Annotated in this window: 17 protein-coding genes; 6 read left to right on the top strand and 11 right to left on the bottom strand. The window is 40.7% G+C overall.

The window, feature by feature from the left end:
• Positions 1 to 14: 14 nt before the first annotated feature.
• Positions 15 to 3,377: an ATP-binding protein gene (locus A7968_RS12020; RefSeq protein WP_064666876.1), complete on the bottom strand. Its 3,363-nt coding sequence runs from the start codon at positions 3,375 to 3,377 to the stop codon at positions 15 to 17.
• A 259-nt stretch (positions 3,378 to 3,636) separates the two neighbouring features.
• On the opposite strand from A7968_RS12020, the gene A7968_RS12025 reads away from it, so the two are divergent.
• The gene (locus A7968_RS12025) at positions 3,637 to 5,928 is read left to right on the top strand and encodes a penicillin acylase family protein (RefSeq protein ID WP_064666822.1); all 2,292 of its coding nucleotides are present in this window, start codon (positions 3,637 to 3,639) and stop codon (positions 5,926 to 5,928) included.
• On the opposite strand, the gene A7968_RS12030 is transcribed toward A7968_RS12025, so the two are convergent.
• Positions 5,925 to 7,007, bottom strand: a complete 1,083-nt coding sequence (locus A7968_RS12030) for a GGDEF domain-containing protein (RefSeq protein WP_064666823.1) — start codon at positions 7,005 to 7,007, stop codon at positions 5,925 to 5,927. The genes A7968_RS12025 and A7968_RS12030 overlap by 4 nt on opposite strands.
• 306 nt (positions 7,008 to 7,313) lie before the next feature.
• On the opposite strand from A7968_RS12030, the gene A7968_RS12035 reads away from it, so the two are divergent.
• The gene (locus tag A7968_RS12035) at positions 7,314 to 8,846 is read left to right on the top strand and encodes a bifunctional GNAT family N-acetyltransferase/carbon-nitrogen hydrolase family protein (RefSeq protein WP_064666824.1); all 1,533 of its coding nucleotides are present in this window, start codon (positions 7,314 to 7,316) and stop codon (positions 8,844 to 8,846) included.
• A complete protein-coding gene (locus tag A7968_RS12040; protein WP_064666825.1) occupies positions 8,846 to 9,163 on the top strand; it encodes a DMT family transporter in 318 nt (105 codons plus the stop codon). Before A7968_RS12035 ends, A7968_RS12040 begins: the two co-directional genes overlap by 1 nt.
• A gap of 55 nt (positions 9,164 to 9,218) precedes the next feature.
• Here the strand turns inward: A7968_RS12040 and A7968_RS12045 are convergent, their stop codons facing one another.
• A complete protein-coding gene (locus A7968_RS12045) occupies positions 9,219 to 10,100 on the bottom strand; it encodes a DMT family transporter (RefSeq protein ID WP_084448173.1) in 882 nt (293 codons plus the stop codon).
• 260 nt (positions 10,101 to 10,360) lie between these two features.
• Here A7968_RS12045 and A7968_RS12050 point away from each other — a divergent pair, with 260 nt between their 5' ends.
• Positions 10,361 to 10,744: an MAPEG family protein gene (locus A7968_RS12050; protein WP_064666827.1), complete on the top strand. Its 384-nt coding sequence runs from the start codon at positions 10,361 to 10,363 to the stop codon at positions 10,742 to 10,744.
• Between the two features lie 69 nt (positions 10,745 to 10,813).
• Here the strand turns inward: A7968_RS12050 and A7968_RS12055 are convergent, their stop codons facing one another.
• The 3 genes from A7968_RS12055 to A7968_RS12065 form a co-directional block, all read right to left on the bottom strand.
• A complete protein-coding gene (locus A7968_RS12055) occupies positions 10,814 to 12,025 on the bottom strand; it encodes a M56 family metallopeptidase (RefSeq protein WP_064666828.1) in 1,212 nt (403 codons plus the stop codon).
• Positions 12,026 to 12,034: 9 nt separating this feature from the next.
• Entirely contained in the window at positions 12,035 to 12,409 is a 375-nt protein-coding gene (locus tag A7968_RS12060; protein WP_064666829.1) for a BlaI/MecI/CopY family transcriptional regulator, read from the bottom strand.
• An 82-nt stretch (positions 12,410 to 12,491) separates the two neighbouring features.
• Positions 12,492 to 13,184, bottom strand: coding sequence for a pseudouridine synthase (locus tag A7968_RS12065; protein ID WP_064666830.1), 693 nt, complete (start codon positions 13,182 to 13,184; stop codon positions 12,492 to 12,494).
• A gap of 85 nt (positions 13,185 to 13,269) precedes the next feature.
• Between A7968_RS12065 and A7968_RS12070 the strand changes: the two genes are divergently transcribed.
• Together A7968_RS12070 and A7968_RS12075 are read left to right on the top strand one after the other, a co-directional pair.
• Positions 13,270 to 13,575, top strand: coding sequence for a DUF6482 family protein (locus tag A7968_RS12070; protein ID WP_064666831.1), 306 nt, complete (start codon positions 13,270 to 13,272; stop codon positions 13,573 to 13,575).
• A 25-nt stretch (positions 13,576 to 13,600) separates the two neighbouring features.
• Entirely contained in the window at positions 13,601 to 14,008 is a 408-nt protein-coding gene (locus A7968_RS12075; protein ID WP_064666832.1) for a GNAT family N-acetyltransferase, read from the top strand.
• An 8-nt stretch (positions 14,009 to 14,016) separates the two neighbouring features.
• Here the strand turns inward: A7968_RS12075 and A7968_RS12080 are convergent, their stop codons facing one another.
• The 5 genes from A7968_RS12080 to A7968_RS12100 are packed head-to-tail and all read right to left on the bottom strand — an operon-like array spanning position 14,017 to position 17,174.
• Positions 14,017 to 14,634, bottom strand: coding sequence for an ATPase (locus A7968_RS12080; protein WP_064666833.1), 618 nt, complete (start codon positions 14,632 to 14,634; stop codon positions 14,017 to 14,019).
• Positions 14,622 to 14,885, bottom strand: a complete 264-nt coding sequence (locus A7968_RS12085) for a hypothetical protein (RefSeq protein ID WP_064666834.1) — start codon at positions 14,883 to 14,885, stop codon at positions 14,622 to 14,624. Before A7968_RS12085 ends, A7968_RS12080 begins: the two co-directional genes overlap by 13 nt.
• 51 nt (positions 14,886 to 14,936) lie before the next feature.
• Positions 14,937 to 15,317: a HopJ type III effector protein gene (locus A7968_RS12090; protein WP_064666835.1), complete on the bottom strand. Its 381-nt coding sequence runs from the start codon at positions 15,315 to 15,317 to the stop codon at positions 14,937 to 14,939.
• Between the two features lie 18 nt (positions 15,318 to 15,335).
• A complete protein-coding gene (locus tag A7968_RS12095; RefSeq protein ID WP_064666836.1) occupies positions 15,336 to 16,454 on the bottom strand; it encodes a TIGR02281 family clan AA aspartic protease in 1,119 nt (372 codons plus the stop codon).
• 12 nt (positions 16,455 to 16,466) lie between these two features.
• Positions 16,467 to 17,174 carry an HAD-IA family hydrolase gene (locus A7968_RS12100; protein WP_064666837.1) on the bottom strand — a complete coding sequence of 236 codons (708 nt, stop codon included), beginning with the start codon at positions 17,172 to 17,174 and terminating at the stop codon, positions 16,467 to 16,469.
• Positions 17,175 to 17,190: the final 16 nt, after the last annotated feature.

The following is a 17,190-nucleotide window of genomic DNA, read 5'->3' on the forward strand; positions in this document are numbered from 1 at the left end:
CTAAGCTTACACTTTTATTGTTTATCAAGCCATTGTTGAAGTTTCGGATTAAGCGTCTCAAAATCGAGCGGTTTGGTTAGATAATCACTCATACCTGCTTGTAGGCATTTATCTCTATCGCCTTGCATCGCATTGGCGGTTAAAGCAATGATCGGAACATTTTTATAATGCGCTCCAGCATCCCCATTACGAATAGCACGAGTTGCTTGATAGCCATCCATTTCAGGCATTTGGCAATCCATTAATAGTAATTTGTATGGCTGGGCAACATTATTTTTTAGTTTTGCTATCGCCTCAAGGCCGTTTTCAGCGATATCGAAATTTATACCAGCTTGCTTAAGTAAAGCACTGGCAACCACTTGATTAACCTTGTTGTCTTCTACGAGCAGAATTTTCTCTTGATTTGCAGAGTCTAGGTTGTTAATTGCAATCTTGGTATGTGGTACGGGGTTACTTTGCTGTTGCTCAATAAACTTGTCATTAGCCAGAGAGTCAAATAAATCAGAGGGAGTCAAAGGCTTAAATATCATGCAGTCAATATTAATAGGCAAGCTGGTGTGTGCTTGCGAGAAACTCATTGGCGCCATTAGGATCAGTTTTATTTGATGCTCATTTAGGTAGTTTTGGAGTGCTTTTATTACTGCGCTATCAACTTGTTTAATAAAGCTATAATCAAGTAATATAGCATCAATTTCAGCTTTGCTAGTTGTTAAATACGTAGTGATAGTTGGGTAATGACTCACAATTTCAGCATGTGCACCCCATACTTGCAGCTGTTTATGAGCAAGTGCACTATTTAAAGGGCAGCTATCAATAATTAAAATGTGCTTATTTTTAATTAAATGACTCGGTAAATCTTGCTCTCGACTTAGTAGTGGTTGCACTTGAATTGAAAAGGTAAACGTACTTCCTTGCCCGTGAACACTGATAAAGCTAACTTCCCCATTCATTAAATTACACAGTTGCTTAACAATCGCCAGCCCTAAACCTGTGCCACCATATTGGCGAGTCGTTGAGGTATCTGCTTGCGTAAAAGAGTCAAATAAAGAGGCTTGTTTATCGGCTTTTATACCAATCCCAGTATCAATAATTGAACATTCTAAAAAGGTGTCATCCGTGGTATTTTTTAACTCGGCGATGACAATGATTTCTCCATCGTGAGTAAATTTAACCGCATTACCGAGCAAGTTATTAATAATTTGTCGGAGCCTGTTTGGATCGCTAATCACTTTGTTTACATCTATATTGCTTGCATCCAAAACCAGCTTGGTATTTTGTTGCTCTACCTTGAGGGCAAATGACTCGACGATTTCTCCCAGTAATTTAGGTAAATTAAAGGCAATCTTTTCAATGTGTAATTTACCCGCTTCAATTTTTGAAAAATCCAAAATATCGTTAATAATGTTCAGCAGTGATTGTGCTGATGATTGCGCAAGCTCAATGTGGTGAGCTTGCTGAGGATCGAGTTGGGTTTGCTGCACAATATTAAGCATACCGAGTACCCCGTTCATAGGGGTACGAATTTCGTGACTCATACTGGCCAAAAACTCACTCTTAGCGGCTACTGCTTTTTCTGCTGCTTCCTTTGCTGTTACTAACTGTTGCTCTGTCTCTATACGTTGTTCGCTTGAATATAAGCTACCAATTAAAGCGGCCACAGCGATTAGAAAACTTTCTTCGTTTCTAGACCATGTGCGTGGATGCAGGCAATGCTCTGCACAGACAATACCAATTGCTCCACTTCCTGCTGGAATCGAGGCACTCAGCATAGATTGGATATCTAAAGGTGCTAAATAACATTCTGTTAGTGGTGTGGTCAACTCGTTGTTTAGTGCATTGGGAGCGCAGATCACCGCGTGATGATCAATGGCGGAAAAAAAGCTTGGAAGCTCACTTTTTTGCCATGTTTGCAATATCTTATTGTCAGGAGCGTGCTGGCCGTGGAGGGCAAATAACTGTAACTGATCTTTAGCTTCATTGAATAGCCAAATACTGGCGCGTTCTACATTTAAGGCATCGCACACTGATTGGGTAATAATAGCTTTTGATTGTTTTAAATTCCCCGTTAACACTGCGCTATTAACGGTAAGAGAGGCAAGAGCTTCGTTGTGCAGGGCGGTTTTATTATTTTCTAGTTCTATACATTTACGGGTGTTTATATTTTGCAACGAACCAAAAATCCGCACACAGCGGCCATTACGAATTTCTGCTTCGCCATGCACTAATACCCACACGGATTGGTTTTGAGCATTAATGACTTCCAGTTCTACTTCATAACTTTCCCCGTATTTGATCGCTCTTTCTACCAGTGCTTTGATCGTGTCGCGGCTTTCTCCGGCTTTAAAGTAAGCCAGGTTTTTTGGCCAGCTAGGTTGCTCATCTAAAGGATACTTGAAAATTTCTTTGGTCATATCTGACCAATATACCTGTTGCGTTTCTAGGTTAAATGACCAGGCGCCAATTTTTGCTAGGCTACTCATGGTGACTAGCATCTTTTCATTTTGTAGCTGACGATTGAGCATTTTTAAGAAAACTAAAAATGCCAAAATTAATAGTCCACAGATCGTAAAAATTGCTAACCTTAACGGCCAGATTGCAGAGCTTGGTGGTGTCCAGCCTGCTTTTGGAGAAACAAAAATTATCCATTCTCCTCCTTGAAAAGTTAAGCTAAACGAAAGTGGGTCATGCTCTAAAATTTTCGGATCTCCATGGAAAAACTCCCCTTGAGACCCTAAGCCATTACGCCCTTGAATGGCCACATCGTAATGTTCTTCTAATTCGTAGATACCTGCTTTAGAGTATATTTTGTCAATATCGAGTACCACAGAAAGCAATCCCCAAAACTGTCTATTAGGGGGAAGGTAAACAGGAACTCGGGCAACTAAGGCTTTACCTCCTTGAACTAACGTGAGTGGGCCTGCCATCACTATTTCATTGTTATCACGCGCGCGAATTGCATCAGCTCGTTGCGCCTTATTTTCTAAAAAATTTAGGCCAATCGCTTTTTCATTGCCTGCAAGCGGATAAGTCATGCGGATCACCATATCAGGTGCACCGCCGATATTACGCAGCTCGGACGAGGTTTCGAATAATGGCGCGGCGATTTGTGCAAATCTGTGTTGATCTAAATTAGGCTCTGCGGCAACTGCTACGGCTAAACCTCGCACTAGTTGAATATTCGACACTAATGTTGATTCTAGCTGAGTTTTATAGCTACTCACTTCAGATAGAATCAATAGCCGATGAGACGCTTGAGCACGGTTATAACTAATCTGATCGATGGCTAGACCGATCAATAATATAAAAAACAGCGAACACCAAAATGTCAGTTTAAATTTATAGATCTGTTTGTGATCATGAGTATGTAACAATGGCATTTGCGACTTGTGCATTTAAGAAACGGCTGTTCAACTATAGTCAATTAATCGTGTAAATAAAAATAGTACTGATAAATAGGGTTGTTTATTTTTTATTTAAATAACCGCATGTTAGCTGCCAGATGAACGAGCTTACCGTCATTGTGAAGGAGCTAAATATGGAACGCTGTAATTTATTTACGCGAAAATTAGTGCAGAACATTATTTTTCATAAAACTATGGTTATGATAGAGCTAACTCACAGTGAAAGGACTGGTTCATGTTTAAAATAATCAAGTGGTTGGTGTTGGCAATCGTTATTTTAGGGTTAGCTGCAACGGCTGTTATTTATGGCGTGTTGGCAATCAGTTTACCGGCGTTAGATGGTAAGGGGCGAAGCCATAATATAAGTCAGGCGGTGAAAATTTCTCGGGATCAACTTGGCCAAGCGGTTATTTCAGCCAAGAACCGACTTGATGCTGCCTATGGTTTAGGTTTTGCGCATGGTCAAGACCGGTTCTTTCAAATGGATTTATTGCGTCGTAATGCGGCAGGTGAATTGAGTGAGTTATTTGGTAAGGCGGCAATAGGGTTAGATAAGAAAATGCGTTTTCATCAATTAAGAAAGCGCAGTGCGGCCATTGTTAAGCAATTACCAGAGGCCGATCGAGCATTATTAGCAAGTTACACTGCAGGCGTTAATGAAGGCTTAGCGCAAATTGGTTTTACTAGCTTTGAATACATCTTAACGGGCGCAGAGCAAAAACCTTGGCGTAGTGAAGACAGTTTGTTGGTGATCTTCAGTATGTATTTAGACTTACAAACTGCGACCTTTGAGCGGGATCAGGCGCTTATTCAAATTGCTGATATTTATGGTACTGAAATGGTCAGCTTTTTAACGCAACCCAGTCAGTATCAAGCGGCTTTAGATGGCAGTAACCTCCCCCCATATACATTAGGTATTCCAGAGTTTCCTAAGCAAAGCTTGCAAGCGTTATTAAGTATCGATGCAAACCAAGAACGTGGTAGCAATAACTGGGCAGTGACTGGGCAGTTAACGACCACTGGGGCTGGGATGCTGTCGGATGATATGCACTTGTCGATGGCGGTGCCGGTTATTTGGTATCGTGCGCAACTTAACTATGCAATGGCAGGAGAAGCGAGCCAAGTGACAGGGGTTTCCTTACCTGGCGCACCCGCCATTGTGGTAGGCACTAATAACAATATTGCCTGGGGGTTTACTAATGGCTACCTCGATACTGCGGATTGGATTGCATTAACGGATAACAATAAAACATGGCAAGTAGTTGAACACTTAGCGTTACCCGATGGATCGTTTGAGGAATATCCGCTTACACTGAGTGAGTTTGGGCCCGTTAAAGAAATTAATGGTCAGCCTTATGCGCTTAGTTGGGTGGGGCATCAACCCTACGCCGTTGATATGAATTTATTGAAATTAGAACAAGCAAAGACTGTGGATGATGCATTGAGCATAGCCAGTGACGTAGGGATCCCGGTACAAAACTTAATGGTGGTAGATGGCCAAGGTAATGCGGCTTGGAAAAATATGGGGGCAATTCCTGGGCGTATTAAACCCAGTGAGTTGGCGGTAGCGGCCAGTGATTATTCAACGGGTTGGCAGCAAAATGAACAACAAAGACCAGCGGTTAAAAATCCTGTTGATGGCCGTTTATGGACAGGAAACTCTCGAGTGGTATCGGCTGAAGATGATTTACGTTTTGGTAATGGTGGGTATGCGTTAGGGGCTCGTTCGAGCCAAATTCGCGACCGTTTATATGAAAAACAGCAATTTAATGAAGCTGATTTTAACCAATTACAACATGATAACCAGGCGCGTTTTTTACAACCTTGGCATAGCCTCTTGCTAAAACAGCTGAATAAAAATAGTACGGCTAATCAGCAATACATAACAGAGCTTGAAAACTGGCAAGCATGCGCTTGTGCAACGTCAATAGGTTATACCTTGGTTAGGCGTTACCGTGATGAAGTCATTAATAGCGTGTTTTCAGCTATGCAAGCGACACTGCATACTCATGATGGCTCGTTAAAGTATGTTAAGCGAGATTTAGAACCGGCGATATGGCTGTTAATTGAGCAGCAACCAAGTAGCTGGTTAAACCCACAATTTAGCGATTGGGATGCGCAGTTATCTGACTCATTTAATCAAGTTGTCAGCAAGTTAACCGCAGAGTTTGGCAGTAACTTACATGCTTGGCAGTGGGGTAAAGTCAATGAATTGGTGATTGAACACCCATTTGCAAAGCAAATTCCACAATTAAGTAAGTTTTTGAATATGCCGATCGCCGCCGGTTTTGGCGATAGTTATATGCCCGCAGTACAGGGGCGCAGTTTTGGGGCATCACAGCGCTTTATTGCTCAGCCTGGGCATCTCGAAAATGCCATAATGGCAATACCTGGGGGCCAGTCAGGGCATCCACTATCGCCATTTTATCGCGCAGGATTTGATGATTACATAGCGGCAAAACCAACGCCGTTATTGCCACAAATATTAACACATGAAATCATTATAACACCTTTAAATAGGCTTTAACTGGGTGCGCTGTTGTGTTCTGCCGTGGCTATTGTTGTTTGATTACGACCATTTTTTTTGCTTTTATAAAGTGCTGCATCGGCTTGCTGCAGCATTTCTTCCAAGCTTGCGTTAGGTTGCCACTGTATTAAACCAAAGCTCATAGTGATATTTAATTTTTGACCATCTACGGGAAAAGTCATTGCAGCAATGCTCTGACGCATATTTTCTATATGAGTAAACGCATCTTTTTCATTGCTGTTGGTGAGTACAATTAAAAATTCTTCACCACCCCAACGTACAGCGATACCTTGTTTATTGATATGTTGAGTAATTAAATTAGCGATAGCGACTAAGATCGAATCGCCTTTTTCATGACCACAACTATCGTTAATACGCTTAAAAAAATCTATATCAGCCATCACTAGACATATTTTCTTGTCAGTAAATGCACTTTCTTTATATGCAGCTAAAATAAGTTCTTTTGCAAAGCGGCGGTTATACAGTTTAGTTAGGTGATCTTTAGCTGCCATATCCGTTAATTCAATACGCTGAGAGATAGTGATCTCTCTGATCAAGCCAATGGCATAAACCATAGGTAAACCAGCAATAATGATATTACCGACTTCAATATACTGTACAAAGTCACTGTATGCATAAGTATAAACTACATCTGAAAAGCATAAATATAATGCAGCAAAAGTTAAAATGAGTACAAAGCTATAGATAAGCGCTTGCTTGAGCTTCAATTGATAATCTATCAATAGTAAGCATGACACTGTCCAGAGGTAAAATTGAAAACCTAGCTCTAAACCCAAAGTGGCGCAAACTAAAATAGAGTGTAGTATTACTTCAATAGAAAACACCCGCAGCGCCAAGGAACCCAGTCCTCGGCTAATTAATATGATGCCAGTTGCCCACGCTAACACGCTAAAAATATTTGCAAAAGCAAGAAGAAACACACCTAATTGAGCAAAAATAAAGATTAATACAACATGGATCACGAGGGCAAAACAGGCCACTTTTTGGATTATTTGAAACTTAATGGTTTCAACATTATCAAGGTTTAGGTTTTGATGATTTTGTGTCGGTGTTGACAAAGCAACTCCTGATTATTTATGCCGAATTAAGAGTATAGGTGAGTTTGCTAAGAGTAAAAATTATCCGTGATTATTCCCTGTTTAGGGTCCTGTAAAGTGTACGATATTGACTAAATCAGATGGCGGCGGTAAACCAATAATGTTTTAACTAAAGTAAAAATAAATGCTTAGATTACTTACTTCAACCCTATTGTTGGTGCTATCTTAAAAACTAAATAACCTGTGCTAAGCAAGCGTTCAGAGCTAATTAGGTATTGTGCCAGTTGGTTAACCGAATTTAATGTCCTACGCCTAAAGGAGTTGTGTATGTCGGCAGAAAAAACCCATCTTGAGATTTGTAATTTAACGAAAGAGCAGTATCCACAAATAAAGACCTTAATGGATCAAGCTTATCCAGATTTAGGGGGGGCATGGCCTAGCCATACTATTTTCCGGCTGATTGATCAGTTCCCTGAAGGTCAGTTGGGGATGGTCGACGATGGTAAACTCGTGGGCATTGCCTTGAGTGTGCAAGTAGATTACACGCGCTTTTCAAATCCGCACACTTATGAAGATATTGTGGATGGTCATGATCGGGTATTTAGTGATCCTGATGGTGATGCCTTATATGGCTTAGATGTGGTTATTTCATCTACACATCGTGGCATGCGTTTAGGGCGCAGACTTTATGATGCGCGTAAAGAGTTGTGTCGTCAGTATAACCTGCGGGCTATTTTGGCTGGTGGACGGATCCCACGTTATTACAATCACAGTAATGACATGAGCCCAACAGAATATATTGCCAAAGTTGATCATAAAGAGTTGTATGACCCAATTTTAAGTTTTCAATTATCGAATGATTTTCAAGTGAAGCGTCTACTTAAAAAATACCTACCTGAAGATCAAAACTCGGTTGGTTATGCCACGTTATTGGAGTGGAATAACATTATGTTTGAACCGACTGATACGGTACTTGAATCAACAAAATCGATAGTACGTGTTGGTGCGGTGCAGTGGCAAATGCGCAGTGTTGAGTCGGTTGAAGAAATGCTTACTCAGGTTGAATACTTTGTAGATACTGTGTCTGATTACAAAAGTGATTTTATTCTCTTCCCTGAATTTTTTAATGCGCCATTGATGGGGCTGTCAGAGCAAAGAAATCAAACCGAGGCTATTCGTTATCTCGCTGAATATACAGAGACTTTCCGTGATGCGATGTCGCGTATGGCAATTGAATATAACGCTAATATTATTACCGGCTCAATGCCCTTGGCCGAAGGCGATAAAATTTATAATGTCAGTTATTTATGTCACCGTAGCGGTAAAATTGATGAACAACGTAAAATTCATATCACCCCGCACGAACAAAATGACTGGGTGATCCAAGGCGGTGATAAAATAGCGGTATTTGATACAGATGCCGGACGTGTTGGTATTCAAATTTGCTACGATGTGGAATTCCCTGAACTGTCGCGTATTTTAGCGCAACAAGGGTTAGATATTTTGTTTGTGCCATTTTGGACTGACACCAAAAACAGTTATTTACGAGTGCGTCACTGTGCACAAGCACGGGCGATTGAAAACGAATGCTACGTGGTTATTGCCGGCTCTGTGGGTAATTTACCGGAAGTAGAAAGTCTTGATGTGCAGTATTCACAATCAGCAGTATTAACACCGTCTGATTTTTCATTCCCTCATGATGCGACGCTTAATGAAGCAACCCCCAATACTGAAATGCTGTTATTTAGTGATTTAGATATGGATAAATTAAAAGTGCTGCACAGTGAGGGCACAGTGCGTAATTTAAAAGACCGTCGTAAAGACTTATATGACGTAATATTGAAAAAGAGAGAAAGTTAATGGCGTGGATTTATTTAATTATTGCCGGTTTATTGGAGATTGGTTGGCCTGTGGGGTTAAAAATGTCACAGGATGGAGAAAACCGCTGGTTGGGTATAGGTATCGCAGTGGTGTTTATGGTCGCCAGTGGTTTTATGCTGTGGCTGGCGCAACGTGATATCTCTATGGGTACTTCTTATGCGGTATGGACTGGTATTGGTGCTGCTGGAACATTTATTGTCGGTATTTTATTTTATAACGATGCGGCGACATTTGGTCGTATTGCCGGTGTGTTGATGATCATCAGCGGCGTGATCACCTTAAAAATTAGTCATTAATCCAGTGGATTAAAAAATGAAAGGCGGCCACGTTGCAGTGAGCCGCCGTTGTTGCTTATATCGAAGGCAACATCACTAACACCGCCGCAATGGCAATTAATAGCAGCCCTGCGCTGTCTTGGCGTTTTAATGGTTGCTTGAGCCACAACACTGAGATCAAAATAGTAAAAAATACTTCTACTTGCCCTAAGGTTTTAACATAGGCGACATGTTGTAAACTCATCGCACTAAACCAGCCAATTGAACCAATGCAACTAAAAAAGCTGACGGCACTGGTGGTTTTTTTATGTTCCCACATTGCGCGAAATGTAGGGCGTTCCCGTACAGCTATGTAGCCACAGAGCATGATAGTTTGTAGGCTAATAATAAGCAGTAAAACCCAGGCGGCAGAATAAGGAAACGCAAGTCCTGAGCTTAGGCTTGCTTCTCTGATCCATGATGAAGAAAGGGCGAATGCAGTGCCACAAGCTAAACCTAACAAGGCGGTTTTGAGGCTAAAGTGCTTAATATTAGTAATACCACTTAATAACAATACTGCAATTGAACCTAGAAATACGCCAAGCCAGCCGAGTAAAGATAGTGTCGCGCCAAAAAATAACACTCCTAAAATAGCAGCAACCAACGCTTCACTTTTCGCAAGCCCAGCACCAACGGCAAAGTTGTTCATTTTAAATAATTTTACCATCAGCCCTGTGGCAATAATTTGTACTATGCTGGCGCCAATAATGTAACCCATAAAGCTAACATTGAAAGTGGGCAGTGGCGCATCTTGGTAGCTATATAATGCAATTAAATAAGCTAATGCAAGCGGACTTGCCAGTATAAAGCGCGCTAAAGTAACGCCGGCAACACTGACATGTGCACTTAGCTTACTTTGTAAAGCGTTGCGCCATGACTGCATAAAAGCGGCTAAAATTGTTAAAAATATCCAAGTCATAATGAAAAAACAACAAGTAAGGGAGTTGGATACGGTATCAGTGCCGAGGTTTTAAAGCGAACTAAGAATAGCAAAAATGAAAATATCTCAACTGCGACAATATGTCACAGCTGCAAAATACTCGCACTGAGCTATAGTTAAAGTGATGTTATTGTTAGCCGCCATTGTTTAGTAAGCAATGGCGGCTTTTTTATTGCTCGATTTTTTACACTATCCACTTAGCTATGTTAAGTTGATGAGAATAATGATAAGGAGCAACAATGACTACTTTATTAATTTGTGCGCTACTCGCTGTGTTGATGCCTTACCTTGCAAAAGCACCCTTAGCGATTGCGATGAACAAGCTAAATGGCTACGACAATAAACACCCAAGAGAGCAGCAGTCTAAACTAACGGGCTTTGGTGCAAGAGCGTTGGCTGCACATCAAAATTGCTTTGAATCACTGGCAGTATTTGCAGTGGCGTTAGCGGTTGTTTTAGGAACTAATAATGTTCATCAAGTTACTGAATTATTAGCTATCGCCCATATTATTTTGCGTGTTTTATATTGTATCTTTTATTATCTAAATTTAGATGTATTGCGCTCATTAGTCTGGTTTGCTGGATTAGCAACCGCAGTTGCCATGATTGTTGTGTGTATTTAAAAACAACTAAAACGCCAAAGCAAGCGGCTTAAACAAGGCGCTTGCTTTAGGGTCTTTGCGTTTTATTACCTATTTAGCCGCGACGGTTATTTTTTCAATTAGATCTTCTGATGTGTAATGCTTATCTATAGCAAAGTCTAGCTGTACCAATACATCTTTAAAGCCTGAATCTGAAGGCTTGTATTGCCACTGCTTTAATGCTTTTTTCGCTTCCCTATTGAATACGCCTTCAGGCTTAGCATTAACTACCGAGATATTGGCCGTATTTCCTGCTGGATTAATATCGTACTTTAAAACCACTGAACCACTTATACCTTGTTCAGCAGCTTGTATTGGGTAGAAAGGCTCAATTCGCATAGTCGGTGAAATTGCTTGCTTAGCGGTTTTTGCTGCTGGTTGTTTAGCAATCGCCACGCTGCTTAACATGCCTGCGGCGAAAATCAGCAGTGCCCCTTTGGCAATCATTGAACTATTGCCGTTATGTTTGATTTGATTGAGTCGTTGTAACATAGTGTTTTTATCTCCATAGTATGAATAAGCCATCAAGCCTGCACGGCTATTCGCAGCACAACTTATGAGGGCCTTGCTATATAAAATTCGTTGTTGGGTGCTCTTATTAATTAGTACTTTTTCGTCACATGAAAGCTCTTGCAGGCGTCTAAAGCTCAAGTATCCTAGCCATGCTAATGGGTTAAACCAAAACAGCAAAGTCGTCATCAGTAGCAACGTATTGAGTAGATTATCGGCGCGCTTTATATGTACTTGTTCATGTTCAATGATGAGTTTTAACGAAGCGCTATCGGTTTTCTGCAGATAGCCCGTTGGCAGCACTAACTGAGTACGTAATAAACCAATCACCATCGGTGTACTGATAGCATCACTTTGTAGTAACTGAATATCTGGATTATCCTTAGCAAATAGCTCATCGTTAAGAGCAGTCAAACGCAGTTGTTTGATAAAGCGTTGATGTGACAACATGGCGATAAAAGCTAATAAACACAATACAAGGCCATATAGCAGCGCCCAATTAATACTGAAATCAGGCAGCAAGGCTTGATTTGGGGTGATCAGCATAGTGCTTATTGCGGCATTTTGGAGTGGTTTTAAGTGCGCTGGTAAATTAGCGAGTAGCAGCGTAACGGGAATTAACAGCCACAGCTTATAGACAAAGTTTGCACTGAGCCATTTTAATGCATAGCGCTCTAAAAGAAGCAGGCTAATTATCAGGATGCTGAGCAGGCACTGTTGCTCAATAAGCCAGTTAAAAGTTATTTCTAGCATCTTGAATCCTTACTTTTGCTGCTTTTCCCAGTCATCAATGACTTTTTTAAGCTCGTTGATGTCTTGTTGAGAAAGTTGCTCCGATTTCGCAAAACCACTTACTAAAGGTGCAATGCGGCCACTAAAAAATCGTTCAATAAAGTTTTGGCTTTCTTTGAGGGTGTATTCAGCACGTTCCATACAGGGGGTATAAATATATTGGCGGCCATCTTTTTCAAAGCTCAGAGCGCCTTTTTTAACAAGACGACCGAGTAAGGTTTTAATGGTTTTTTCGTGCCACTGCTTTTCATCGCTTAAACGTTCAATGATCTGGCTTGCTGTAGCTGGGTAGCTAAGCCACAGTGCATCAAGTACTTCAAACTCAGCTTTGGATAATTCAATCATCAATATATAGCCTACAAATGTAATCTTTAAGTTAAGATTACACCTGTAATCATTTTTTGCAACTAATTTGTGCAAAAATTAATTAATTTTTTAAGATATCGAATTTATTGATTTTAAGGTAGCTGTTTTCAGGGAGGTTGAGCGTAGCCAGATTAAGATCGCTAATTTGCTCACGATATAGATCAATCACCTTATAGCCACAGTAATGCGCCATTTTCCGGATTTGGCGATTAAGTCCTTGTTTTAAAATGATACTGAACTGGCACTGCGCTATTTTTTGTACCGTACAAGGTAAGGTTATTTGTTTATTTACAGGAACGCCTTGCGCCATTTTTTGACAAAAGTCGTCATCCAAAGGTTTATCAACGGTGACCAAATAGCGTTTTGGTTGGTGAAAGTCAGGGTGGATCAGCTGATTACAAAACGCCCCATCGTTAGTCAGTATTAGCAGGCCTCGAGAATCTTTATCTAGTCTGCCAATTGGATAAACTCGGGTCGCTGTTGGTAGATGATGAATTAAGCTGCTTGGATCATGCTGATTAAGCTTGCAATCGATCCCCACAGGTTTGTGGTAGGCATAATAAACCAGTGCGGCTTTACCTTGAATGCGCTTGCCGTTGACACGAATATCGTCGCTATCATCAACGTGATCAATATGGTTTGCAGGGCGAGAATTTACGCTTACTAGCGCGTCATCAATTAAACGTGAGGCTTGTTTACGAGAGCAGACGCCTGCATGGGCAAGGTATTTAGCTAGGCGGGTTTTCTCGCTCATTAATTAATTCACTACGATTTAAATTGATCAAAGTATATCAAAACTGCGTACAGATAACTTAATCTACTGTTAAAAGGGTTACCCGATGGCGATTAAATTATCAGAACTTAAAAATCACCAGCCTTTGCAAAAAGTCATTGTACATTCACTGGAAATGGCGCTGTATCAAGTTTCTGTGATGATTAATAACGTTGAATACTATGTTACGGACGACAAGGGCGATTTTATTCGCGGGTTAAGCCCACTGCATATTCAAAAACGCTTTGAGCACCTCAGTTATATGCAAATGCTACTGCGACATACTAGTGCCTATGACGAAATGTGTGGCCAGAGCGAGAAAATAACCAGTAATATGTTACAAGTCCCTTATGGGAAAAATAATTTATACTAAGGTTTTGATTAATGACTAGGTGCTTATGTACACACTGATTGATGATGCCAGTGAGGAATTTTTAATACAACTGAAAGGCCGGGTTGTTGCCTTTAATCAAACACATTTTGATGCGCAAAGAATTCCTTTAGGATTTAAGTTAGTTGACGAAAATCAACAGGTAATGGCAGGGATAACAGGCCAAGTATTTGGCAATTGGTTAATGATAAGTTGGTTGTGGTGCGCTGATATCGCACGGGGTCATGGCTTAGCAACTCAGCTATTGCACACAATTGAAGAACATGCGCAACAGCTTGGCGCTAAGTGGGCCCAGTTAGACACCTTAGATTTTCAAGCAAAACCGTTTTATGAAAAAAACGGCTATACAGTCAAATACCAATTAGATAATTACCCGCTTTCAGGCTCTCGCTACTTTATGGAAAAGCGACTTTAGGCATGAAATTAGCGAATAATACGGATTTTATCTTTTTTCCATTTTAGTAGTACATGGCTACGAAACCACACTGGTTGTAGTTTGTTATAAGCTTGTTCTTTAATATCTAAAAAACCGTTGGGGGTTACTTCAGCGAAAGGGGTAAGCTGGTTAGAGTTATCGAAAAAATAAGCCCTATGACAAAGCTTAGTCATATCATATAACTGCTCTAGACTGCGTTGATAGCGGCTTAGAATTTTGTCGGGAGGGACAGGGTGGCCTCCTGATATAACGCGTTCATCAACACGGCCTAAATTAATTTCAGGATCATTTATGCATACGTAGTAAAGATAACTCTGAAATCCCAACTCGTTTGCTTGGGCTATATAATCAAGATGGCTGTGGTGGCTCATGACAGATTCATAGCTGTGCGAGATTTTCTTTTCTAACCAGCTTTGTCGTAAATCTTTTGATATTAATTGAGCTTGTTGTGACCTTTTAATTGGGTCATCAATTAACAGTGACTTCTCAATTTCATCGGGGTTGGTGTATTGACCTAAAGGTACATCGTATTTTTGTCTTAACTCATCCGTGAGTGTCGTTTTTCCTGAGCCATTAGGTCCTGCAATTAGTCTTAGCCTTGGCATAAATCATCAGCTAAAGAAGGGAAGTTATTGATAGCTGTTAGGGACTTTACCTTGGTCTCTTGACCATCAGGTGAGACTTTAACTATGTACCCATTTTTTGAAATAGTAATCGTCGCTTGATTCATTTTGGCCCTCAATCTTGCGTGCACTGTCGCTGACTTCGCAATAGCACTGAGAGTTTTTAAATCTATAAGAGGGTCTTTACGTGATACTTGTGATATACGCTTTATTGCATTGGTGGTGTCTGTCATATAAACCCCTTCATTGATGTTATTTAAAATTCACATTTTGAATTATATACGCTATTTTTCGGTTTCGCTGCCAATAGATGTAATAAGTACGTTTTCTTGCTCAAAAGTCAGCCCTAAGAATGGCGTCGCTTCTGGTGCCAACATAAAAGTACGAATGTTCATATGATCGTGGCCGTCAGGGTTACCTAATACATCCTCGCGGTAAAATGCGCCAAAGCAATCTAAGGTATTTTGTTTACTCAGTTGATTGAGCTTTGCAAACGCAAAGATTTTGCACGAACCATTATTTTCACCAGCAGCACTTTTTAAACCGTGGTTATTAAAAGCGCTCGGTGTAAAGCTATAATTCGCTTCGATCACTGCCATACTGTCACTAAATTCAAGCTGTTGTGGTTGTTCAGCTAAGCGGCTTAAAAAATCGTTGAGTGTCATGGTTGTCCTTAATATAGGTTATTGTTTTTCTAGTTCAAGCTGATTGTCGAGCTGATTAATATTAAATTTAAAGTGTTGTAAAAAGTTCATTCCTAATAGGCCATAGCCACTATGATTGTTGATCACCAAAATGTCAAAGTCGTGCAAAATTTGTTGGCCAATTTTAATAGTATCAACTCGGTAGTGCTCTGCGTTTACTTGGCCATTTGCCGTATTTACGCTCATCTTGTTGATATATTTTGGTTGTGGGTACAGAGATTCTAGCAGTTGCTTTGGTAGCACCGTAAAGCTTGCGCCAGTATCTATCATCAGTTGCGAATTTACATCGTTATTAATAGTGATATCAATAAGATAATGTGCCCCTCGTTTTTCTAAGGGAATTTTATCAAGGCCGTTAATGGCATTGTTAATTTGTGTCTGTAGTGCTGCTGTTTGGCTTTGCAGGGGATGCTCTATTGGTAAACGGTCTAAGCTTGACTGCGCACTGGCCAGATCATTGAGCTGATAATAAGCATGCGCAAGGGCGAATAGAAAACGTGGATTTTCATTATCATAATCAAGCCATGCCAGAGTTTGCTCAGTAATAGTTTGCCATGCTCGGCGTTCATGCAGCGCTTTTAGTTGCGCAATAGTGAGTTGCGTTAAGCGCATATTGATGGCGACTAGCTGGCTTTCATTGGCAAGGGGTTTAATTGCTAACAATGCCACTATCGCTTGGTTGGGCTGCTGGTTTTTTACTAAGCGCTCGGCATCAAGTTGTAACATGTTGACGTTGTATGGATGGCTGGTTAAAAACGCATGCAAAAAACGCTCAGCGGTTGTTAGTTGATTATCGTTAAGCCAATCTTTAACGCTATTTAGCCATTGAAAATACAGCTGCTCAGCTTGTAGTGGCTGTGCAGCTTGCAGTTGTTGATAACTAGCAACGGCGGCACTAAATTGTTGTTGGTTAAAATACTGTATCGCTTGTTGGTAGTGAGGGCTATGTAAATTAGCCAGCGGTTGCTTTAATTGAGGCTGTGAAGCAACTTCTATATTGGGCTTTACTAATTCTGTTGGCCATAATAAATAGCCATTTAGTACAATAGATACCGTAAGCACTATAACGAGTATGCCTGTGGAGAATGTCCTTTTCATGTTAAACCTCAGCTACTTTAAAAAATACTTTAGTGCTTGAATATCTTTAATTTCAACGTCGGCTAGCCCCTTATAAGCATAGTTTGCAGCTTGATTATTTAACCACAAAGATTGGCAGCCAGCGTTGTGCGCGCCGTGTACGTCAGTATCTAGACTATCACCAATATGTAAAATATGCTGTGGCTTTACGTTTAAATGGCTGCATGCTTGCTCAAACATGGTCGCGTGGGGTTTTGCTTTGCCATGAATGCCTGCTTGTAGCACCAGCTCAAACACACCATTTAAGTTAAACCGTTCTATTTCAACATTACCATTGGTTATAGCAATTAAACGGTAATGCTTACTTAGTTGTGCAAGTAATTCGAGAACGTCATTACCGACTGTGATCTGGCTGCGTGCATCGGCAAATGCTTGGTACGCATTATTGGCATGTTGTTCAAGCTCAGCGCCTTGATAGCCTAACTTGGCAAGTGCGACGCGAAGGGTGCTTTTCCGCCATTGTGTGACGTTATCGACAAGCTCAGGGTTATCAATTGCAGCTTGTTCTCGGCATTGCTGCCAATAGTCTTTGCCTTGTGCCTGCCAGTTGGGGAGTGTGTTTAGGTAGTCAAATTGCGCTTGTACAGCCGCTTTGATGATTGGATGGTTGTTATATAAAGTGTCATCTAAATCAAAACTGAGTACAGAAAAAGGGGTAATGGCACGGTTAAAGCGGATCATATCAGCTCCTTGTTCG

The organism is Pseudoalteromonas prydzensis (assembly GCF_001661495.1).
Classification (GTDB): domain Bacteria; phylum Pseudomonadota; class Gammaproteobacteria; order Enterobacterales; family Alteromonadaceae; genus Pseudoalteromonas; species Pseudoalteromonas prydzensis.

Coding starts and splice junctions, on each gene's coding strand:
- A7968_RS12065 (WP_064666830.1), bottom strand. CDS start 13,184: ATGAGCGAGAAAACCCGCCTAGCTAAATACCTTGCCCATGCAGGCGTC.
- A7968_RS12085 (WP_064666834.1), bottom strand. CDS start 14,885: ATGACAGACACCACCAATGCAATAAAGCGTATATCACAAGTATCACGT.
- A7968_RS12060 (WP_064666829.1), bottom strand. CDS start 12,409: ATGATTGAATTATCCAAAGCTGAGTTTGAAGTACTTGATGCACTGTGG.
- A7968_RS12090 (WP_064666835.1), bottom strand. CDS start 15,317: ATGACACTCAACGATTTTTTAAGCCGCTTAGCTGAACAACCACAACAG.
- A7968_RS12070 (WP_064666831.1), top strand. CDS start 13,270: ATGGCGATTAAATTATCAGAACTTAAAAATCACCAGCCTTTGCAAAAA.
- A7968_RS12035 (WP_064666824.1), top strand. CDS start 7,314: ATGTCGGCAGAAAAAACCCATCTTGAGATTTGTAATTTAACGAAAGAG.
- A7968_RS12080 (WP_064666833.1), bottom strand. CDS start 14,634: ATGCCAAGGCTAAGACTAATTGCAGGACCTAATGGCTCAGGAAAAACG.
- A7968_RS12025 (WP_064666822.1), top strand. CDS start 3,637: ATGTTTAAAATAATCAAGTGGTTGGTGTTGGCAATCGTTATTTTAGGG.
- A7968_RS12055 (WP_064666828.1), bottom strand. CDS start 12,025: ATGCTAGAAATAACTTTTAACTGGCTTATTGAGCAACAGTGCCTGCTC.
- A7968_RS12095 (WP_064666836.1), bottom strand. CDS start 16,454: ATGAAAAGGACATTCTCCACAGGCATACTCGTTATAGTGCTTACGGTA.
- A7968_RS12075 (WP_064666832.1), top strand. CDS start 13,601: ATGTACACACTGATTGATGATGCCAGTGAGGAATTTTTAATACAACTG.
- A7968_RS12050 (WP_064666827.1), top strand. CDS start 10,361: ATGACTACTTTATTAATTTGTGCGCTACTCGCTGTGTTGATGCCTTAC.
- A7968_RS12020 (WP_064666876.1), bottom strand. CDS start 3,377: ATGCCATTGTTACATACTCATGATCACAAACAGATCTATAAATTTAAA.
- A7968_RS12100 (WP_064666837.1), bottom strand. CDS start 17,174: ATGATCCGCTTTAACCGTGCCATTACCCCTTTTTCTGTACTCAGTTTT.
- A7968_RS12045 (WP_084448173.1), bottom strand. CDS start 10,100: ATGACTTGGATATTTTTAACAATTTTAGCCGCTTTTATGCAGTCATGG.
- A7968_RS12040 (WP_064666825.1), top strand. CDS start 8,846: ATGGCGTGGATTTATTTAATTATTGCCGGTTTATTGGAGATTGGTTGG.